We start from the raw sequence: 19830 nt of genomic DNA, 5'->3' as shown, positions 1-19830 counted from the left end.
CCGCTCTTTGGTGCAAGCGGATTTGGGTTGATCAATTTCCCGTACCTCCCAACCGAAATCAACCTGTTCTTTGACGCCGGCCTTGCCTGGGATGATGGGGATGACTTCTTCAGCCTCCTCAAATTTGATCGCGATGGTATTCGGGAAGAGCAGGTTACTTTTGAAGATGGCACCGTAGCAACGGCACTTATAGCAGAGCAGGTGCCCGTATTCAGTACCGGTGTATCTACACGCTTCAACCTGTTTGGCTATACCATTCTTGAGCTGTTCTATGCTTATCCGTTCCAGCGGCCCGACAAAGGTGCCCATATCGGATTCCAGCTTATTCCCGGCTGGTAACCAAGCCATCAGCTAAAGACAAACAGATTAATTTTCTCGAAACGGACCCTCGTGTAATTACGCACGAGGGTTTTTTCGTGGAGACTTTATCAGAGAAATCAGCTCCTCGTTTGACAAGTCCATCCCCCATCAGTTATTCTAATTGAATTATCAGTAATCCCTGTCTGCCGAGGTGTGCAGACCCAGCCCGCACGCAAGGCCGGCCTGTTGAATTACAGGATTCCTCACACTGTATTTGACACAGGCCCCAACTGCCCGCGTATACCCTGAGATGGATTTCTTTTCCTGATAACGCTCTGTATCTGTCACTTTCAGAAATTTTGTGTAGATGTACGCCTTTTTCCGGCCATTATTGTTCAGACTGGACGCAGAACGCGCGCACAACGTTGCGATGAGTGCTGCGCGCCTTGTGCAGGGAATTTCTCCCTCGATTGTCCAGCCCATGTTCTCTTTTGAGCATCCCATGCTGCGGCAAACCATCTGGGGGAAGACTTTTGAAAACCCCGTGGGACTTGCAGCCGGATTTGACAAAAACGGCGTTTTGGTCCGCTTCTGGTCGAAAACTGGTTTTGGCTTTTGTGAAGTTGGTTCTGTCAGTGCAAGGGCAACTGCTGGCAACGCAAAACCCCGGGCATTCCGGTTGCCGGCAGATCGTGCACTAATCAACCGCATGGGATTAAACAACGAGGGGGCTGAGGAAATCAGCCGGCGCCTGAAGCGCCTGTCCCTCGACCAACTCCCTCCAATGGGCATCAACATCGCCAAAACCCATGACCCCTCGATTGTAGGAAACGGCGCACTTCTCGATTTCAGGCATACATTCCGTCTTATGGCGTCGATGGCGAGCTATGTGGTCCTGAATATTTCTTGCCCCAATACAACAGAGGGCAAAACGTTCGAAGAGCCTTCTTCTCTGCAGTCCTTGCTCGAAGCCATTATGGCCGACCGAGACGACATGGGACTCGACGTACCGATCCTGATTAAGCTTTCCCCCACATTCTCGCAATACGTTGTATTTGATAGCGCCATCGAAGAGATCGTCGCGATTGCACTCAAGTATGGCGTGCAGGGCCTTATTGCAACCAACACGGCCCCCGACCGCGAAAACCTGAGCACCGCACCCGAAGCCCTGCGCAAAATTGGAAATGGTGGTTTGAGTGGGGCACCGCTTACCCATCGTACAACACGGCTGATAAAATACCTCCACGAAAAAACCGGTGGCGATATTCCCATCATAGCTGTAGGCGGCATTGACTCTGCTGAAACAGCTTATGCCAACTTGCGTGCCGGCGCATCGCTTGTACAGCTGTATACCGGGCTTGTCTATCGTGGCCCTGGCGTTGTCAAAAGAATCAAAAAAGGCCTCGTACGCCTCTTACGTCAGGACGGATTTGCGTCGATAGACAAGGTAATTGGAATTGACAGCAAACTACCACCTAACCCGATTTCAGAAGAAGTACTGGAATCAATGGCAGCCTGAAGCTACCCGCCCGGTACAATTACAGGGCGTTGTTTCTCACTTTTGAAGCAGATTCGAATTGCCATTCGACAACAAGGCGCTTACCTTAGGAAACTGAAAAATCGACCATAAGTATCCTTTTTGACAGGGTTTGGTTTGCTTTTTATCCACCTGGCAAACCCCTACAGAACAAAGCGCTTTTTCACCCTTTCAAAACCAGTAACGGTTTTGCGAAGTGTACTGGCCGCTACACTGTAATTTTTCGCTAATAAAGCAAGACCTTTAGGCGTGTCCGTTCAAACTCCTTGCCTGCTATGCCAACACTTGTAGACTTTGATACCCTTCCCCAGATGTTTCGCCGCGTTGCTACGCATTATACTGGAAAGCAGCGGGCTGCCCTGGGGTATAAAGACAAGAAAACCAAAGAATGGACCGATATTTCCTGGGAGTCTTTTCAGGATGAGGTGCATAGCATGGCCGGCTATCTGCACAAAAAAGGCATTCGAGCCGGCGACCGGGTAGCGATCCTCTCTGAAAACAGACCTGAATGGGCCTATACCGATCAGGGCACGCACCATATTGGCGGCGTCAATGTATCGCTGTATACATCGCTGCCGGCGTCTCAGGTGGAATACATCATGAAAGACTCGGGAGCCAAAATTTTTGTGGTCTCTACAGGTATTCAGCTGCGCAAAGCAAAAGAAATCTTTGACAACTGTCCGGATCTGGTTGAAATAATCACGATGAGCGAACTCCGCGGAGATCACCCGGATTATGTACGTGCCTGGGATGATGTTATGGCTGAAGGGAAGGCGTACTGGGCAGAAAACCAGGAATCGCTTTATCCGCTTGCCGACGAAGTTAAAAGTGACGATCTGTGCGCGCTGATTTATACCAGTGGCACAACTGGCAATCCGAAAGGTGTTATGCTAACCCATGACAACTTGTGCTCCAATGCCAAGTCTGCGCTCAAAGTTGTACCTTTTGGCCCCGATGATCATCACCTCTCTTTCCTTCCGCTGTGCCACTCATTTGAACGCACGGCCGGCTACACTGCGGTAATGGCCTGCGGCGCAAAAATCACGTATGCAGAAAGCATTGACGCGGTTAGCAGAAACCTCGGCGAAGTAAAGCCAACCGTAATGATCTCCGTGCCGCGTCTATTCGAAAAGATGTACAACATCATCGCGAAGTCGGTAGAAGAAGGCTCATCCATCAAAAAGAAAATTTTCTCCTGGTCAATCGATACGGGCAAAAAAGCAGCCACTACGCTGGTGGACCGCGGCCGAATCGGGCCATTCATGAAAATGAAAAAAGCCTTGAGTCATAGGCTCGTGTTTGCCAAACTCCATGAGAAGCTGGGCGGACAATTGCGGTTTGCCGTTTCTGGCGGTGCTGCACTGCCCAAGGCCATCGGAGAGTTTTTTCAGGCGGCTGGTGTCACCATCATCGAAGGTTATGGACTTACAGAAACTTCGCCGGCGCTTACCATTACACCCCTGGCCAATCCGTTTTATGGCACTGTAGGCTACGTTCTGCCTGGCGTAACCGTAGGGATTCAGCGACTCGGAGAAACAGAAATCATTGGGCACCTGACTGGCGAAGATTATCCGTCTAAGCTGACAACAGAGCCCGGCGAAATTGTAGCCCGCGGCCCAAACATCATGCGAGGCTACTGGAAAAATGACCAGGCAACGCAAGAAGCCATTGATGACGAAGGATGGTACCATACAGGCGATGTAGGCCGCTTCCTGAACGGTTACCTCCAGATCACCGACCGCATCAAACACATGATTGTCTCGCGCGGTGGGAAAAACATCTATCCGGGCCCAATTGAAGAGCAGTTTGCAACAGCCGGCCTGATTGACCAGGTGATGATCATCGGAGAAGGAAGAGAGTATCTAACCGCCCTTGTCGTGCCAAACATGGACATGCTCATTCTGCACGCCAAAGACAATCAACTAGCCTACAACAAACCTTCTGAACTGCTGGAGCACGAAGAAATCCAGAAGCTGTTCAAGAAGGAGTTCAAAACATACTCCAGGAAAGCAGCGGCGCACGAAAAAATCAGGGGCTTCCGGCTGGTCAAGGAGCCTTTTACAGTGGAAAACGGCATGATGACGCCTACGTTGAAATTGAAGCGTAAAGTCATCGAAAAAGAGTTCGCAGAGACCATCGAAGAGATGTACGGCGTATTTGCCTGATAGGGATGTGGCAGAGCCCGGTAGCACGCGTCGTTCGGGATGACGAGGTCGTGGGTTTAATCCTGCCACCCTGACTGCGCTATTAAGCTTCCTGTCTACCGACTTAACCATGGAAATCCAGCGATTAGCACAAATCATGCAAGGCAGACGCACGGTGGTCCTCACGGGTGCCGGCTGCAGCACCGAATCAGGCATTCCCGACTACCGGGGTCCTGAAACCCGGCACAAAACGCGTAATCCCATCCAATACAAAGCGTTTGTAACCGATCCTGAAGCCCGCAAGCGATACTGGGGGCGCAGTGTCATCGGGTGGACCCGGGTGGACAATGCTGCACCCAACGCTGCACACACAGCCCTCTCTCAACTCGAAGAGGCCGGACTTATCAATGGCATCATTACCCAAAATGTAGACCGGTTACACCATAAAGCCGGCAGCAACCGTGTTATTGAACTCCACGGCACCCTTTCAGAAGTCTGCTGCTTGCAGTGCCAGAACATCGAGCAGCGCAAAACTTTCCAGCATAGGCTCTCCTCCCTGAACCCATCGTGGGAAGGCAAACCTTCGGATTTTGCGCCAGATGGCGATGCAGAAATTGACCCTGACCAAACGCGGCTCTTCCGGGTCCCTTCCTGCGCCCTATGTGAGGGTGTTCTTAAACCCAACGTCGTCTTTTTTGGGGAAAATGTGCCCGCCCCACGCGTAGATGCTGCGTGGCAAATGCTCGACGAAGCAGAGGCACTGCTCGTTGTAGGATCTTCCCTTGCAGTATACTCGGGTTACCGCTTTGTGCTAAAAGCACACAAGCAGCAAAAGCCCATTGCCATTGTAAACCTTGGAGAAAGCAGGGGCGACAAACACGCCAGCCTGGCCATTCAGGCAAAAGCAAGTACGTGCCTTACCGCACTGTCCACCACGTTGCTCAACCAGGCAGCCTGAATAATGCAACGGCGCTACCGGGCTTCTTCCGGACTACAGGTTGTAAATAGCTCTTCGTTATCCCGGATCAATCGCATAGAAATAACCTGATCGATTGAATCTTCGGTAATGAATTTGAGCAGGTTTTCGATGGAGGCAATGCGTTCGCCTGATAAACCAATCAACACATCTCCTTTTCTGAGGCCGGCTTTGCGCGCCGGCGAATTGGCCAGTACATCTACCAGCAATATCCCGCCCGATTCAGCCAGCTCAAATTTACGCTGCAGACGCTGCGGGAGATCGATATTTTGTCCGGCAATTCCCATTGAGGCGCGCCGCACCCGGCCATGTTTGATCAATTTGCCGGCAATATAGCGGGCTGTGTTTACAGCCACGGCAAAAGCGATCCCTTGTGCCGGCATAATCATGGCGGTATTAAGTCCGATTACCCGGCCTCGCGAATCAACCAGCGGCCCACCCGAGTTGCCTGGGTTCAGGGCAGCATCGGTTTGGATCACATCATCAATCATGCGACCGGATTGCGAGCGAAGCGACCGCCCCAGGGCACTTACGACGCCGGCAGTTACAGAATGCTGGAAACCATACGGATTACCTATTGCGATGGCTACCTGTCCAACCTGAATTTGATTTGAGTCACTGAGTTCAAGGTGTTTCAGATCTGGCGCATGAATACGCAAGACCGCCAGATCGGTATCCGGGTCATCTCCAACCAGTTCAGCGTCAAATTGCTGACCATCTGCAAACTTGACAACAATCTGCTCAGCACCACTGGCTACATGACTGTTGGTAAGGATAAATCCATCTGGCGTAAACACAAACCCGGACCCGCTTCCTCCCGGGCGCCAGAACTTTCCAGTTTTTACAGAAATACTGACAACCGAAGGCCCTGCACGGCGCACCGCTGCTGTGACTGCGGAGGAATAGGCATCCAGCAAGTCACGATCATTTTCCAAAGACTCCATACCAGTTACGCTATCTTGCGTCAAAGACATAACACGCTCCATCTTGTGGGTAGATCATTACGCGTCTGCTCCACGTGCAAACAGCGGTCAATGTGTGTCTTGCGTGCGTACTGCCGCCAGCCGTGGGGATACCATTAAGGCAGATAAGGGCCGGCAATTCGTTAATGCTACCTAATTCTGGTGTACATACCCAAAAGGTGTACGCCACAGGCTACCATAAGCAACACCTTCTGTAGCGGCTTCATCATCCATCAAAGCAGGATCCACTGCAGCAGCATCCATGTCACGAACACCCTGTTTTGACAATGCAAACGTACCATGACCAGAAGCAACAGCATGCCCGTCCTTGTCGAGAAGACGAACTTCTACCGTATATCGGTTCTGCTGCGCATGTACAAGGCGCGCAACAGCAATCAACTGGCCATCCCGCTTTGGCTTCATTGCATACAGATTAAATGACTCATTAACAACAAAACTCTTCTCAATCAGCGTACCTGCAGCCAACGTGGCAGCATCCAGCATCAGTTTTCCATAGACCGCCCGATCGACAAAACCTGTTGCATCAAAATCATCGAACCCAGGCACATACTTGATGCGCGCTTCGCCGAATGTGATAGCGATGTCTTCCTGTGTGTACTTGCTCGAGGGTGCTTCTGTAAAAACTTTAACCAGTTTGGCTAATTGTCTGTCTCCAATCATTTGTTTTGGGTCAGCATCTGGCCAGCAAAGCCTGTGCTGCAGTTGTGATTATTGTATGTGATGGAATACAGAGGAAAAACCATACCAACTGTTTTTGCCTGTCAGAATGACATGTTTATCAGCTTAGCGAAGGGATTCTAACCACAAATTGTAAACATCCAACCACACAATGCAGCGTTTAGTGGACACTTTCCGACAAAAACATCACGAATTACGACAGTTCGCAAATCGCTAACTTTACGGCAAATACGCGCCTAATAATGTTCATATCGTGGTCAGACCGATTCTTAAACCCATCGTCACACGACCATGAAATACCACAACGACTATTCTCTGACCAAACGTGAACTCGAAGTACTTGGCAAAATGGCAGACGGCCATACGCAAAAAGAAATAGCCGCCATTCTTTTTGTCAGCCCCAACACAATTAATAGCCATACCCAGCATATTTATAGTAAGCTGGACGTCAATACGGGCATGCATGCAGTTGCAAAAGCATTGCGGGCCAAAATCATTGACTAAGTCGCTTCAAATAGGATAAGACTTTTTGGGGGATCGTAAATCACCTATTTATACGAGATTGACTCAAAACCCTAAAAAATTTGCTTGGTCACATGCATCCCCTTCGTTATGTTACGAAATACGCATTTACATCCGTCTTCGTTGACACGCGTTGGGGATTATTTTGATGATCAAGCAATAGCATGACCTATTCGGGCAACATTCAGTCTCGCATCCTATTAACGCTCTGCCTCATCATGGTAGGGACCAATTCAAGCTGCAATCCTGCGCCTTCATCGGAAATGCTGCGTGTAGGTGCTTCAGAATTGGTAATCACACCGGAATTGGGAGAGACGTATCTCGATTACAATGGCAATAATCGATGGGAAGACGATGAACCCTACGACGACGCCAATGGCAATGGCAGATTTGATCCGCTGTGGATTGCCAACGATGTCCGCCGGCCGGCGCTTGCTATCCAGGACGACTTGTATGTAAACGCTGTAGTTTTCGAATATGGTGGGAAGCGTATTGGCATGTTCGGCCTCGATACGTTTGGGCACAGCTTTACCGAACTAGAGTTGATTCGATCACACAGGGATTACCCGGGCCTCGGCCTGGATATGGTAATCATGGGATCCTCGCACACCCACGAAGGTCCTGACACGGTTGGCATATATGGCCCATCAACTGTTGAATCAGGCGTTGATGAGACATACATGGCATTTGTACGCGACAAAGTTGTTGAGGCACTTGTCAATGCTGTTGCAAGCCTTCAGCTGGCTACAATGGAATCAGCTACGCTCAATACAGGGCTAGATACCTATCAGATAGACCAGCGTGATCCGGTTATTATTGATGATCAGTTGGCCGTAATCAGGTTCAAATCTGTTTCCCACAACCACGTCCTGTCCACGCTAATCAATTGGGCAAGCCATCCAGAGCAAGTGATTGATGGGGTTTCCATAAGTTCAGACTACGTGGGGGCGTGGCGCGAAGCGCAGAAAGCACGCCACCCGGATGCCGTTCCAGTATTTTTCCAGGGTGCGCTGGGCGGACAAATTGGCTCTAACAACATTGCTTTCAGCTATCAGGACAGCACGTTTGAAGCCTGTGGCCAATGTTCGTATGAAAAAGCCGGCGCCCTAGGTAACATCCTGAGTGATTTAACCGAACAGGCCCTCGAAACTGGCCAGACAGTAGACGTACCTGCTATTGAACACCGGTCGGCCGCTGTACTGCTTCCGCTGGAGCACCCAGGGTTTCAGGCACTGTTCAATGCTGGCACCATCAAACGCCAACTTTTTGATGCAACCGGCACCGCCATAAGCGATGCCGTAGTACCGGGTGAGACAGCCACATACCTAAAAAGTGAAATGGTTTATCTGCGGATAGGCGACGTTTCCATGTTATCCGTGCCCGGCGAGTTACACCCTGAGCTGGCTATTGGTGGGTATGATGGCTCAGCAACCCCGGGCGGCTTCGATGCCCTCTGGTCGGTCAACAATACAGGTATCGAAGACCTCAGCCAGGCGCCGGCGCCACCGTACCTGCGGGACTTGCTCGATACGCGCGTCCGCATGATCCTCGGTGTTACGCAGGACTTTACGGGATACATTATACCGGCATTCAATTTTGACCTGCACCCCACAACCCCATATCTAGACTCTCACGATTGGGACCACCATTACGAAGAAACCAACGCACTAAGCCCCAAAATGGCAGAAGTGGTGCATCAGACAGCCGTCAAGCTGGTCCAATAGTGTAACCCTGAACTGTCTATAAACTGGACTTTGTTCAGGAATACGCTTCGATAAAAGCTTCCACCACACAACGCCACACATTTGGTGGGAATCCTCGCACTTTTTTAGGTCCAACGCGAATGTAGATAGACAAAACCCCGTTTAACCCACTGCCTATTTTCAACCCAATACAGGAATGCCTATCTTAGGGCGTCCCAAGCACCCGACAAGGATACCTGTACACAGAGCGCCGGCTTTTCGCCAACGTTGATGTGTTACAGTTTCTTGTTGGGTGTTTGATATTAACGCCAAATTTCCCTCCCACAAGCGGAGAGTCTCATAAACCCACTGAATAGCATGAGTATGTCTGACCAACAGACGATGTTTATATTTCCCGGACAGGGCTCCCAATACGTTGGCATGGGCAGCGATATTTACGAAGCCTTTGCCCCTGTTCGCGAAATCTACGAGCAGGCAAACGACATCCTGGGATTTGATATCCAGAAATTGTCTTTTGAGGGACCTGCAGAACAGCTTGACAAAACCCGTTTCACGCAGCCGGCACTCCTCACCCACAGTATTGCCTGCCTGGAAGCGTTCAAATCGATCACGGATAACCAGATAAAGCCGGCTTATGCCGCCGGCCACAGCCTGGGCGAATACTCCGCGCTGGTTGCGTCCGGTGTATTGAGCTTTGAAACGGCTTTACGGCTTGTACAGCGACGCGGTGAACTCATGGGCACCTTTGGACGCGGCAAAATGATGGCGTTTAGAGCGGATTTGGAAACCGTGCGGCCTTTTGCTGACAACTATTACTGCGGTATCGGCGGCTGTAATTTGCCAGAGCAGACGGTTGTAGGAGGTACCGAAGAAGACCTCGCCGCCATGGCAGAATACGCTGCTACGCTGGGACACCGCGGCATCCCGCTGAATACGGAAGGGGCATTCCACACCTACCTCATGGTAACAGCTGCAGAAGCTTTCCGGCCAGATCTTGATGCAGCTACCTTTAATGCGCCGGCGTGCAAGGTAATGTCCAACTACACGGGCGATTACCACACAGATAACACGGATTCCATCAAATCAGCCCTCTTTTTCCAGCTTTTCAATCCTGTGAAATGGATCTGGAGTATTGAGCGGGCCATCAACGATGGGGTGGATTTCATCATCGAATTTGGTGGCGGCATTGGGAAAGGCGAAGGGCCGGCGGAGAAGCGTCCAAATTTGCAGAGTATCACAAAGCGGGCGTACAAGGGACTTGACAAAACTGGTGTTTACCACCCGGCGATTAATCTGCCTACGCTTGAAAAGACCACAAACACGATCCTTACTTCTGCCTGATTGCAGATAAGTCATACTTGTTTGGGACGCATGGATTTGTCATGCGTCCCAAACAAAGTGCAGAGGAGGTTTTCTCTACCAATACCTGGAGGGGGGCATTCAGGCACGGCGCAGGCGTTGATTTCCCCAAACGTAGCAGCGGGTGAACAAAACCTGATCTTTCTGAAGTGACTCATTAATTCATTGCTGGTAGAGATTGTCCCGTCGCATACTCGTAGGATTTCTTAACAATAGCTTTTACTATCTCCAATTCGTCCACATCGCGTGGGGAAAACACCATCACTAATCCGATAGGATAGTGCCCCTGTGTTACCAGATAATGATCTTCCCCCCAACCTTTTTCAGTCACTTGCAAAGCATCTTCACGCGGTAGCTTAACATGCATGCTACCGTTATCAGGATGGGGATGTATATGCGCAAATTCTCGACCTATCATAAATGCCTCATGATTGCAATTAATGCTGTCATGCAGAATCAAGGCACGCGCGCCTGGTACAGAGATGCCGCTAGGCTCATTTGCAACACCGGACAATGAAAAACACCACGCATGCAGCTTTTCAATGATATGGTCAGGACCATGTTGGGTTAATTGAGAATGCGGCAATCTGCTGGTAGTCTCTGGCTTCTCGCCGGAACGTACAGTAAGGCTTAGTATGTTGCTCATGTCTCCTGTAGGTTTTATCTAATAACTAAGTATATTTTATAAAGCAACTTTATTCAAGAGTCTCGCCTGTAACCAGGTTGTCAACGCGTAATCAGGTCACAATTGTGTAAGCTGAAAAAAATGAAAACAGTTAAGGAAGATGGGATGAGATGCCCGATAGCATCTGCGGTGGATTTATTCAATGGGCGATGGAAAACCAGTATCCTTTGGCATCTTGTGGATGCACCAAAACGATTTAATGAGATCCGCCGGCTCTTACCACAGATTTCCTCACGGATGTTGACAAAAGCGTTGCGTGAGTTAGAACGTGACGGACTTCTTATGCGTCAGGTTACTTTCACCAGTCCTGTCAAAGTATATTATTCGAAGACTGAACTCACAGAAACACTCATCGATATTTTCAAAAACCTCGATACCTGGCAAGAAGTCAACATGAAATCAGTTTATGCTGCGCGACAACAATATGACGCGCTGAATGCGTAAAATGACGACCACGGCGTCATAATTAAATTAAAACTTCTTCTTCTCTGAACCAGAAATCAGTTGTTTTTTACGGCATCTCATGAATTTTGAAATCCACAAAACCGGCTACTTGCACAATTAGCGATGATTTTATCGCTATACCCCACCCTTTCGTACCAGCCCTACTAATACCCACGTACCGATTTGCCCGGCTGGCAATCCATTCTTAAATTTAAATCCTCTCTTTGTCTGCCGCGGCCTGGCTGTGGCATGATTTATACAATGTCCCCGGTGGTTGTTCAGATACAAAGTCTCAAGGGTTTTGTGTCACATTGAACACTTTTATTGCTTAACGTTAAGGCGCAACAATGCTTGTTGCAGCCCCCGTCTTTGAGCATATGTTTTAGCCCCTTGGCCTCCCACGGTTCAGCCGGCAATACCCCGCCTGCTGATACTTTGCCAGCTGCTAAACAAGATCCGTATGGCCATTGAACGCAAAGGGAATTCAACTCCTGCCTTTCGCTATTTCATCTTTATCCTGTTTCTCTGCATCTTCCTGTTTGTGTTTCTATTGACACGGCTGATTGCAGTGAACAGCAGTGCCGTTATCAAAAACGCAAACGATACGCCTACCTTCCGTGTAGAGCTACACGCACCCCTTCCTTTACAGCAAGTCCAGCATAAAACGCAGTGTCAGCATATCAGGGTATTAGACGCCGTATAATTTCAGGCTTGCCGGGCACCACATCAAGATTCGTGCACTTCCGCCGGACACCAGTCTGTTCCGTTAAACATGTACCACACGTCAGGCTGAATGCCATAACGTCCAACATAGGCTGTTGAGGTTTCCTTATCACCTTCCTCGTTGATATAAGCCAACCGCAGCGTCGCATCCACACCGCCACACACAACAGCATCCACCCCTCCAAATACCTGGGCATACTTTCCACCCCGCACCAGTGACCGATCTCCTCCAATGACAGTTGCATAGTCTCCCCCTTCCACAACTGCCTGCTCTCCGCCAACTACGGTAGCGCCATAACCACCAGAAACAGTTGATTTGTATCCCCCAACTACTGTGGACAACGTCCCGGCATTCACATTCGCTTTGTATCCGCCAATTACCGTTGAGGAGTGCCCTGCGGCCGCTTCAACGTGGTCATTGCCGGCAATAATGGCTTTGTTACCTACGGCTACTTTTGCTCCTTTGCCACCAGATACAATGGTTCGATTGCCGCCAGAAATATGGGCCTGCCGGCCGCCAACCAATGTACTTTGATCGCCTCCTTCGATGGTCGTTTTTCGACCGCCAATGACGAGTGCATCTGCGCAAGTTGTCAGTGAAATCCCAGGTCTGGCAATAAACAAGTGACTGCGATGGCCTTTGTCGCCAAGATATTCGTACTTAATCTGGCGCGTGCGCAGCATATCAACAAAAGCCAATGCACTCAGCCGATTGCCACAATGTAGCACCATGCCCCACGGACACTTTGCACGCTGGTCATCCAACCGTACAATTTCATCCGAACCCAGTACAACCCATTTTGAAGGGGCAAGTACAAGACTCGTTTCTACCGGCGATTCATCCAGGCGTAACGTCGTTTGCTCTGCCGTTGCGGGTTCGTGTAAATATCCACGGATCCCACCATCCTGTACAGGATCAGGGTCCCAATTGGGCACTTCTACGCGGCCTTCTACAGGCCAATCGGTCATCAGCGGATTGGCCGGATTCGCCCAATCGCTGATTAAATAATACTTGTATTGCATTTCCCACTTGGAAAAAAGGGAAGCTGAACGAAAGGGAGGTCAAGCGCGGGTCTGCTTTACAAAGAGTGGTTGTACTGTAAAATTCAGGAGGGAACAGACAAGCTATCGCGGTTAGTCGATCAGGAAAACGGAGGGTACGCTTGTCGGATCTCACAAGTACAGGACCATGATATGGAACGCGTATTTCAAAAATATGCGCTTTTGGATAATCTAAGCGTCTGCTTATGTAGATCGATTGTGTATTATTTTAGGGCATTTCTTATCACTTCAGCGGGGTGTAAAGCAACCCTCCCCGTACCGTCTTTGATCTGGTGCCGGCAGCTAAATCCGGCTGCAACCAGTACGGTATCCTCTTTTTCGCTGCGTACAGCGGGTAGCAGCCGGCGCTCTGCCATGGTCATCGATATATCGTAATGCTCTTTTTCGTAGCCAAAAGAGCCCGCCATCCCGCAGCATCCCGAATCCACTTCTTCGACGGTATAGCCATCCGGCAATGATAGCATCTGTTTACTCGGCGTAGTGCCCACAAGGGCTTTCTGGTGGCAGTGGCCGTGCAATAGCAAGCGCTGCTTTTTCTCTTTGAACTGCAAAGCAAGTTTGCCGGCATCAGCGAGGCTGGCGATGAACTCTTCGAACATCACAGCCTGGCTTGCAACCAGCTGCGCTGCCGGGTTATCTGGCAACAAGTGTAAATACTCATCACGCAAAGAAAGCAGGCAACTGGGCTCAAGTCCAACAATTGGAATGCCAGCGCGCGCGTAAGGCTCCAGCTTCGAAACAGTATCCGCAGCCGCTTTCCGGGCTTCTTCAACCAGCCCTTTGGAAATCATAGGCCGGCCGCAACACCGGTGTCCGGGCAAAATGACCTGAAGGCCGGCCGCTTCGAGTACCTCTGTCGCAGCAATGGCTACTTCTGGACTGTTGTAGGTGTTAAACGTGTCGTTGAACAACACCACTTTATCGATTGCTGGCGGCTGCTCACCGCGTTTTTCGAACCAGTTAACAAACGAATGCCGTGCAAAAGCTGGCAGCGTTCTACGACGACTGATCCCGAGCACTTTGTCCATCACCCACCGTACGGGCCCTAACCGGGTGGTGAAGTTGGCAATTGGGGCAAGCAATCCACTGGTTAAACGGGTTAGGCCGGCAATATTGCCAAAGAGTCGTGTGCGGAAGGGGGTCCCGTTGGCCTCGTGGTATTGCGCGAGGAACTCAAACTTGATTTTGGCCATGTCGACTGACGACGGGCACTCTGCCTTACACGCTTTGCACTCAATACACAGGTCCATCACCTCATACATCCGCTTGCTCGTCAGTTCCTTGTTAGGCAGGTTACCCGAGAGGGCTGCACGCAGCGCATTTGCCCGGCCGCGGGTGCTGTGCTCTTCTTCGCGGGTAGCCATAAAGCTGGGGCACATGGTCCCGGTTGTACGCTTCCGACAGATGCCGGCGCCGTTGCACATCTCAACCGCCCGATGGAATCCCTGGTCTGCTTTGAAATCAATGTGGTCCTTGATGCTCATCACTCCATAACCGGCGCCATACCGCAGCTTTTCGGTCATTGGGCCGGCGTTGACCACATTGCCTGGGTTCAGAATACCTTTGGGATCAAAGATATCTTTGGCTTGCTTGTACAGGCCGTACAGCTCAGGACCAAAGAATTGCGCATTAAATCCACTTCGCGCGCGACCGTCGCCGTGCTCACTCGACAACGACCCGCCGTACCCTTTCAGCAAATCAACCGAAAAAGAAGTGATCTCAGGGAGCTTTGATACTTCGGCTGCTTCTTTTGTGTTGATGAGGGGGCGGATGTGCACGCAACCGGCGCTGGCGTGCGCGTAATACGCAACGTCGGTACCGCGGTCATTGCAAAACTGCTCAACTTTTGTGACGTACTCCGCCAGGTGTTCAACGGGCACAGCCGCGTCCTCGATAAAAGGAATCGGTTTATGGTCGCCCTTGATGCTCATCAACAATCCAAGACCAACTTTGCGTACCTTCCAGACCTTGGCCTGATGGTCAGCATCAAACGCAGACACAACAGCGCCGCTCGGCACCCCTTGCTGCTTCAGGTGCGTTTTCAGCCGGTCGATCTTTGACTTGAGTTCTGCCTCACTTTCCCCATAAAACTCAGTGATTAACACGCTATTGGGGGACCCTTCGATAAAGGAATCTAGCAAGCGCGCATAATCCGGCACTTCCCTGCACAGGGTGAGCCCCAGGTTGTCTAGCAGTTCAATAGCTGAAGGATCAACTTCAAGAATTACAGGCACGGCTTGCAACGCCTCGAATAATTTGTCGAAGTGCACAATAGCCAGCGCTGTTTTTGTTGGCTTCCGCACCACATTCAACTTGATGCCTGTCATCACTGCAAAGGTACCCTCAGCACCGGAGACAACTTTGGCCAGATTAAATCGATCATCGCGCTGCGGGTATTTGAACGATACCCCGCCCTGAATGAGGCGATCGAGGTTGTAGCCCCCACAACGGCGCCAGTGCCTTGGTGTGCCGGTACGGATGATTTCTTCGTTGGCGGGGTCAGCCACCATCGCCGTCATCTGCTGATAGATCTTGCCTTCAAGTCCGGATCGCTCACATCGCTGCTGGAGTTCAGCATCAGAGAGCGGACCAAAGTGCGCCTGGGCACCGTCCGCCAAAATCACATCCATCGCCATCACATGATCGGTGGTCATGCCGTACATGATGGAGTGACTGCCCGTCGAGTTGTTCGAGACAATCCCACCCATGGCGGCCCGGTTGCTACTTGCCGGGTCAGGGCCAAACTGCAAACCATACTGCTGAAGATGGATGTTCAGTTCATCCAGCACAATCCCGGGTTGCACTTGTACCCATTGCTCTTCTTCATTCACTTCAACGATGTTGTTGATGTGTTTGGAGAAGTCGATGACAACTGCCTCGTTGACCGCCTGGCCGGCGAGGCTGCTGCCGGCCGTCCGCGGCAACAACGGGATGTCGTATTTGGCAGCAAGCTCCACTGCAGCATGTACGTGCTCAACATGCTCGGGCACCAGCACACCGTGCGGCATCACCTGGTAGATGCTGGCATCCGTACTGTACAACACTTTGCTATACGTATCGGTGCGAAGGGCACCGTTGACCTGTTTACGCAGATCAGCCAGGAAATCTGGCAACGAAGAGGGAGGTTGCTGCATGGCTTACGAGGGTTCAGGGGTTGACACAGAGCGGGAAAGGCGGACAGGTTACCTATTCAATGCCCGCGCCAGTGCTGCAAGCAGACGATCAACATTATCAGGCCGGCTGTTGTATCCCATAAGCCCAACGCGCCACACCTTGCCGGCAAGCTGGCCGAGTCCGCCAGCAATTTCGATGTTTTGCTCAAGAAGCAGCTTTCTGGCAATTGCCTTGGCGTCCACACCATCCGGTACACGGACTGTTGTAAGGCTCGGCAGGCGGATTTCGTGGTCTACGTGGCAAGACATCCCCATGGCTTCCAGCCCTTGCCAGAAGCGTTCAGCATTCTGCTGGTGGCGCGCCCAACGGGCTTCGAGGCTCTCTTCCGTGATCAATCGTAAGGCTTCACGAAAGCCGTAGTTCATGTTGATTGGTGCTGTATGGTGGTACGTACGGCTATCGCCCCAATACTTGGATACCAGCGACATGTCAAGGTACCAGTTGGGGACCTTTGATTTTCTGTTCTGCAGCTTTTTGACAGCACGGGGCCCGAGGGTGAACGGCGAGAGTCCTGGCGGGCAACTCAAACACTTCTGGGTGCCACTGTAAGCAGCATCTACCCCCCATTCATCGAGGAAAAGGGGCACGCCACCAAGGCTGGTTACAGAGTCAATTAACAGCAGGCAATCAAACTCCTTACACAAATCCGCTACTCCTTCGAGCGGCTGACGCGCACCTGTTGAAGTTTCTGCATGCACAAGCATGAGCACAGCCGGACGGTGTGCTTCCATGCCTTTCCGGATTTCATCCAGATCGAATGCGTGGCCCCAGCCTTTTTCGAGGCGATGCACTTCAGCGCCATATCGGCCGGCCATATCACAAAGCCGTTCGCCAAAATACCCATTACATCCTACAAGCACACTGTCGCCGGGCTCTACGGTATTCGCCACAGTCGCTTCCATCGCTGCACTCCCTGTGCCGCTTACTGGAATGGTTAGTTGATTCTCTGTTTGCCATACATAGCGCAGCATTTCCTGCACTTCGTTCATGATGGCTATAAACTCAGGATCGAGATGGCCTACTTGCCGCATACTCAGCGCTTGCAATACGCGTGGATGGGCGTTGGAGGGTCCGGGGCCAAGGAGCAGCCTGGGAGATACCTCAAGCTGTTTGGTTTGGATGCGGTGTTTTTCGTTTACAGCCGGCGTGGTTGTCATGTGATGCAATGTTTTCCGTGTTCTTGTGATCGTGCCCTAATTTAGGACAGAAGAAGGAAAAGCGCTTGCTTCGTTTTAACCGGGGTTTTAGGAGTGAGGAGTGAGGAGTGAGGAGTGAGGAGTGAGGGCGAAATGCCCGGCAAGTGTGCAGTTCCCGAAATCACAACAAACCGAAATCACAACAACCCCACCTTCGACGCCCGTCTCCGTTAGCTTACAGGCTCCGCTGCATCTTCGTCTTTTTGCTTCGTATACCACTGCACACCCCAGATCACGGCCGCAATAACCAGCACAAGCGTCCAGTTATCGATGAACAATCCAACAACCAGGCCTGCGCCAAAAGACAGGTAGCCATTGTTCAAAATCTTTTTGGTGGTTGATTTCCAATTGCGTTCAGTGGCAGGCATGGGCTTCAATGGTTCGTTTATGGAAATTGAAACGTACGAATTTAATAGCTTTACTGGCTATACGGCAAGGTTGACAATCGGTTACGGACGAATCAAAACACATACGATGGTATGAAAAAAAGACTATTGATAGATACGGATACAGCGTCAGATGATGCTGTGGCGCTGGTGATGGCAGCAAAAAATCCGTTGTATCATATAGAAGCCGTAACCGTTGTTGCCGGCAATGTGCCGGTGGATCAGGGCGTGCAAAACGCTTGCTACACCCTGGAGCTGTGTAACAGCGATACCCCCGTGTATAAGGGTGCTGCCAAGCCGCTATTGCGTCCGCTTGAAACGGCTACAGTTGTACATGGCAACGATGGCATGGGAGACATCGGACTCTCCTTGAATGGATTCAACCCACAACCTAAACACGCAATCGATGCCATCGTAGATATCGTCAATGCCTTCCCCGGTGAAGTGACAATTGTCACCCTCGGACCACTGACCAATCTTGCCCAGGCGATACTCAAGGACCCTTCGATTGCGCAAAAGGCCGCCGGCGTGGTTGTCATGGGCGGTACAGGACAGGGACCAGGAAATATTACTCCGGTAGCTGAATTTAACATCTGGGTTGATCCTGAAGCGGCACGGATTGTATTCGAATCCGGCGCTCGCCTTACCATGGTCGGCTGGGATATTTCGCGAACCTATGCCGTGTTCGAGCCGGCTGATGTAGCAGAGGTAAAAGGGATCGATACAGCGCTGGCGCATTTCTGCATGGACATCCAGCATACCCTGCAGGACTTCTCGGTTAAAGAACTGGGCCTGCCCGGATTTTCATTACCGGACCCGATTGCCATGGCTGTAGCGCTAAACCGCGACCTCATTATCGCAGCACCACGCTTGCCCGTTGCCATCGAAACGCAGAGCAGGTTGTGCAGGGGGCAAACCGTTGTTGACCACGTAGGTGCAACGACAGACCCGGCCAATACGGAGGTTGTGCTAGAAGTAAGCCGCGCCGGTTTCCTTGAAATGCTACACGCAGCGGTCCGCTAAACCTACTTTACCACTTCGATTTTCTCGCCGGCCTCGAGCACACGGCATTCCTGTCCAATGCGCTCACACGTATTTACAAATACACCAGGTGAGGCTGTGTTAAACTCAAACATCTCGTAGTGGCACGGGATCACACAGCCGGCGCCAATTTCTTTGCCCAGTTGTGCTGCCTCTTCGCAGTTCAGGTTACCGGCCACGCGCCGCTCCGGTTTATTCCCGTTAATGGGTAAAAAGGCAATATCCACCTCCCACTTTTTGAGCCAGTTGACCATCCCGTCAAACCATAATGTATCACCGCTGTGGTAGACACTGTACGGGCCAAACTGTACCACGTACCCCATGAACTTGTGTCGGCCGGCATCATCGGTTTCCAGCTCGTTGTGCGCTGCCGGGATGCCATGAAATGTAAAGCCGGCAACGTCAACAAATTCACCTGCTGTAAGTCCAACTGGCCAGCTTTCCTCACACTGTAACCGATTAGCGGCAAACGCGCGATTTGCCTCTGGCATCACCAATTTCAAGTCAGGATTGGCCGCTCGCAAGGGACTCAGCGTATCACCATCCAGGTGGTCGGTGTGGTTATGGGTTGAGGTGGTGACGTCGATAAAATCGAGTGCTGCAGGATCAACTACCTGCTCGGTCATGCGGACGTGCGGCTTGTCGGTAGTTGCATATTTTTTTGTCAGAGAATCCGACAGGTAAGGGTCGAATAACAAGTGTCGGCCATCCCATTGCACCAGGAATCCGCTTTGTCCAACCCACCATGCTCGAAAGCCGGCCCGGTCCTTACATGCACGCACATCAGCCAGAAAGGCATCGTCTTTTTGGAATGGTTTGATCATCGGGGTTTCGGGGTTTCGGGGTTTCGGGGTTTCGGGGTTTCGGGGTTTCGGGGTTTCGGGGTTTCGGGGTTTCGGGGTTTCGGGGTTTCGGGG

18 protein-coding genes are annotated in these 19830 nt (G+C 51.2%); 10 read left to right on the top strand and 8 right to left on the bottom strand.

The window, feature by feature from the left end; genetic code table 11:
• The 4 genes from AAF564_17630 to AAF564_17615 form a co-directional block, all read left to right on the top strand.
• The coding region (locus AAF564_17630; GenBank protein MEM8487378.1) for a tolB protein precursor at positions 1–339 on the top strand (339 nt) is incomplete at its 5' end.
• 328 nt (positions 340–667) lie between these two features.
• A complete protein-coding gene (locus AAF564_17625) occupies positions 668–1819 on the top strand; it encodes a quinone-dependent dihydroorotate dehydrogenase (GenBank protein MEM8487377.1) in 1152 nt (383 codons plus the stop codon).
• A gap of 293 nt (positions 1820–2112) precedes the next feature.
• Positions 2113–4002, top strand: coding sequence for a long-chain fatty acid--CoA ligase (locus AAF564_17620; GenBank protein MEM8487376.1), 1890 nt, complete (start codon positions 2113–2115; stop codon positions 4000–4002).
• Positions 4003–4138: 136 nt separating this feature from the next.
• Positions 4139–4939, top strand: coding sequence for an NAD-dependent protein deacetylase (locus AAF564_17615; GenBank protein ID MEM8487375.1), 801 nt, complete (start codon positions 4139–4141; stop codon positions 4937–4939).
• Positions 4940–4953: 14 nt separating this feature from the next.
• Here AAF564_17615 and AAF564_17610 read toward each other — a convergent pair whose 3' ends face one another.
• Entirely contained in the window at positions 4954–5931 is a 978-nt protein-coding gene (locus tag AAF564_17610) for a trypsin-like peptidase domain-containing protein (protein MEM8487374.1), read from the bottom strand.
• Between the two features lie 141 nt (positions 5932–6072).
• Positions 6073–6600 carry a hypothetical protein gene (locus tag AAF564_17605; GenBank protein ID MEM8487373.1) on the bottom strand — a complete coding sequence of 176 codons (528 nt, stop codon included), beginning with the start codon at positions 6598–6600 and terminating at the stop codon, positions 6073–6075.
• Between the two features lie 309 nt (positions 6601–6909).
• On the opposite strand from AAF564_17605, the gene AAF564_17600 reads away from it, so the two are divergent.
• The 3 genes from AAF564_17600 to AAF564_17590 all read left to right on the top strand — a co-directional run bounded on the left by AAF564_17600 (position 6910) and on the right by AAF564_17590 (position 10184).
• Positions 6910–7122, top strand: a complete 213-nt coding sequence (locus AAF564_17600; GenBank protein MEM8487372.1) for a helix-turn-helix transcriptional regulator — start codon at positions 6910–6912, stop codon at positions 7120–7122.
• Positions 7123–7304: 182 nt separating this feature from the next.
• Positions 7305–8864, top strand: coding sequence for a hypothetical protein (locus tag AAF564_17595; protein MEM8487371.1), 1560 nt, complete (start codon positions 7305–7307; stop codon positions 8862–8864).
• Positions 8865–9200: 336 nt separating this feature from the next.
• On the top strand, positions 9201–10184 hold the full coding sequence (locus AAF564_17590) for an ACP S-malonyltransferase (protein MEM8487370.1): 984 nt from the start codon (positions 9201–9203) through the stop codon (positions 10182–10184).
• Positions 10185–10359: 175 nt separating this feature from the next.
• Here AAF564_17590 and AAF564_17585 read toward each other — a convergent pair whose 3' ends face one another.
• Positions 10360–10848, bottom strand: a complete 489-nt coding sequence (locus tag AAF564_17585) for a hypothetical protein (protein MEM8487369.1) — start codon at positions 10846–10848, stop codon at positions 10360–10362.
• A gap of 120 nt (positions 10849–10968) precedes the next feature.
• On the opposite strand from AAF564_17585, the gene AAF564_17580 reads away from it, so the two are divergent.
• Both AAF564_17580 and AAF564_17575 read left to right on the top strand, forming a co-directional pair.
• The gene (locus tag AAF564_17580; GenBank protein ID MEM8487368.1) at positions 10969–11331 is read left to right on the top strand and encodes a helix-turn-helix domain-containing protein; all 363 of its coding nucleotides are present in this window, start codon (positions 10969–10971) and stop codon (positions 11329–11331) included.
• Positions 11332–11791: 460 nt separating this feature from the next.
• A complete protein-coding gene (locus AAF564_17575; GenBank protein ID MEM8487367.1) occupies positions 11792–12034 on the top strand; it encodes a hypothetical protein in 243 nt (80 codons plus the stop codon).
• Between the two features lie 23 nt (positions 12035–12057).
• Here AAF564_17575 and AAF564_17570 read toward each other — a convergent pair whose 3' ends face one another.
• The 4 genes from AAF564_17570 to AAF564_17555 form a co-directional block, all read right to left on the bottom strand.
• Complete coding sequence (locus AAF564_17570) at positions 12058–13077, bottom strand: hypothetical protein (GenBank protein ID MEM8487366.1); 1020 nt, start codon at positions 13075–13077, stop codon at positions 12058–12060.
• Positions 13078–13319: 242 nt separating this feature from the next.
• Positions 13320–16250 (bottom strand): FAD-linked oxidase C-terminal domain-containing protein, encoded by a 2931-nt coding sequence (locus AAF564_17565; GenBank protein MEM8487365.1) that lies wholly within the window; start codon positions 16248–16250, stop codon positions 13320–13322.
• 48 nt (positions 16251–16298) lie between these two features.
• On the bottom strand, positions 16299–17447 hold the full coding sequence (locus AAF564_17560; protein ID MEM8487364.1) for an alanine--glyoxylate aminotransferase family protein: 1149 nt from the start codon (positions 17445–17447) through the stop codon (positions 16299–16301).
• A 209-nt stretch (positions 17448–17656) separates the two neighbouring features.
• Positions 17657–17854 (bottom strand): hypothetical protein, encoded by a 198-nt coding sequence (locus AAF564_17555; GenBank protein ID MEM8487363.1) that lies wholly within the window; start codon positions 17852–17854, stop codon positions 17657–17659.
• 111 nt (positions 17855–17965) lie between these two features.
• Between AAF564_17555 and AAF564_17550 the strand changes: the two genes are divergently transcribed.
• Positions 17966–18895, top strand: a complete 930-nt coding sequence (locus tag AAF564_17550) for a nucleoside hydrolase (protein ID MEM8487362.1) — start codon at positions 17966–17968, stop codon at positions 18893–18895.
• A 2-nt stretch (positions 18896–18897) separates the two neighbouring features.
• On the opposite strand, the gene AAF564_17545 is transcribed toward AAF564_17550, so the two are convergent.
• Entirely contained in the window at positions 18898–19737 is an 840-nt protein-coding gene (locus AAF564_17545; GenBank protein ID MEM8487361.1) for an MBL fold metallo-hydrolase, read from the bottom strand.
• Positions 19738–19830 lie beyond the last annotated feature (93 nt).

This window comes from Bacteroidota bacterium (assembly GCA_039111535.1).
GTDB lineage: Bacteria > Bacteroidota > Rhodothermia > Rhodothermales > JAHQVL01 > JBCCIM01.
This window is presented reverse-complemented; position numbering and strand designations above follow the sequence as displayed.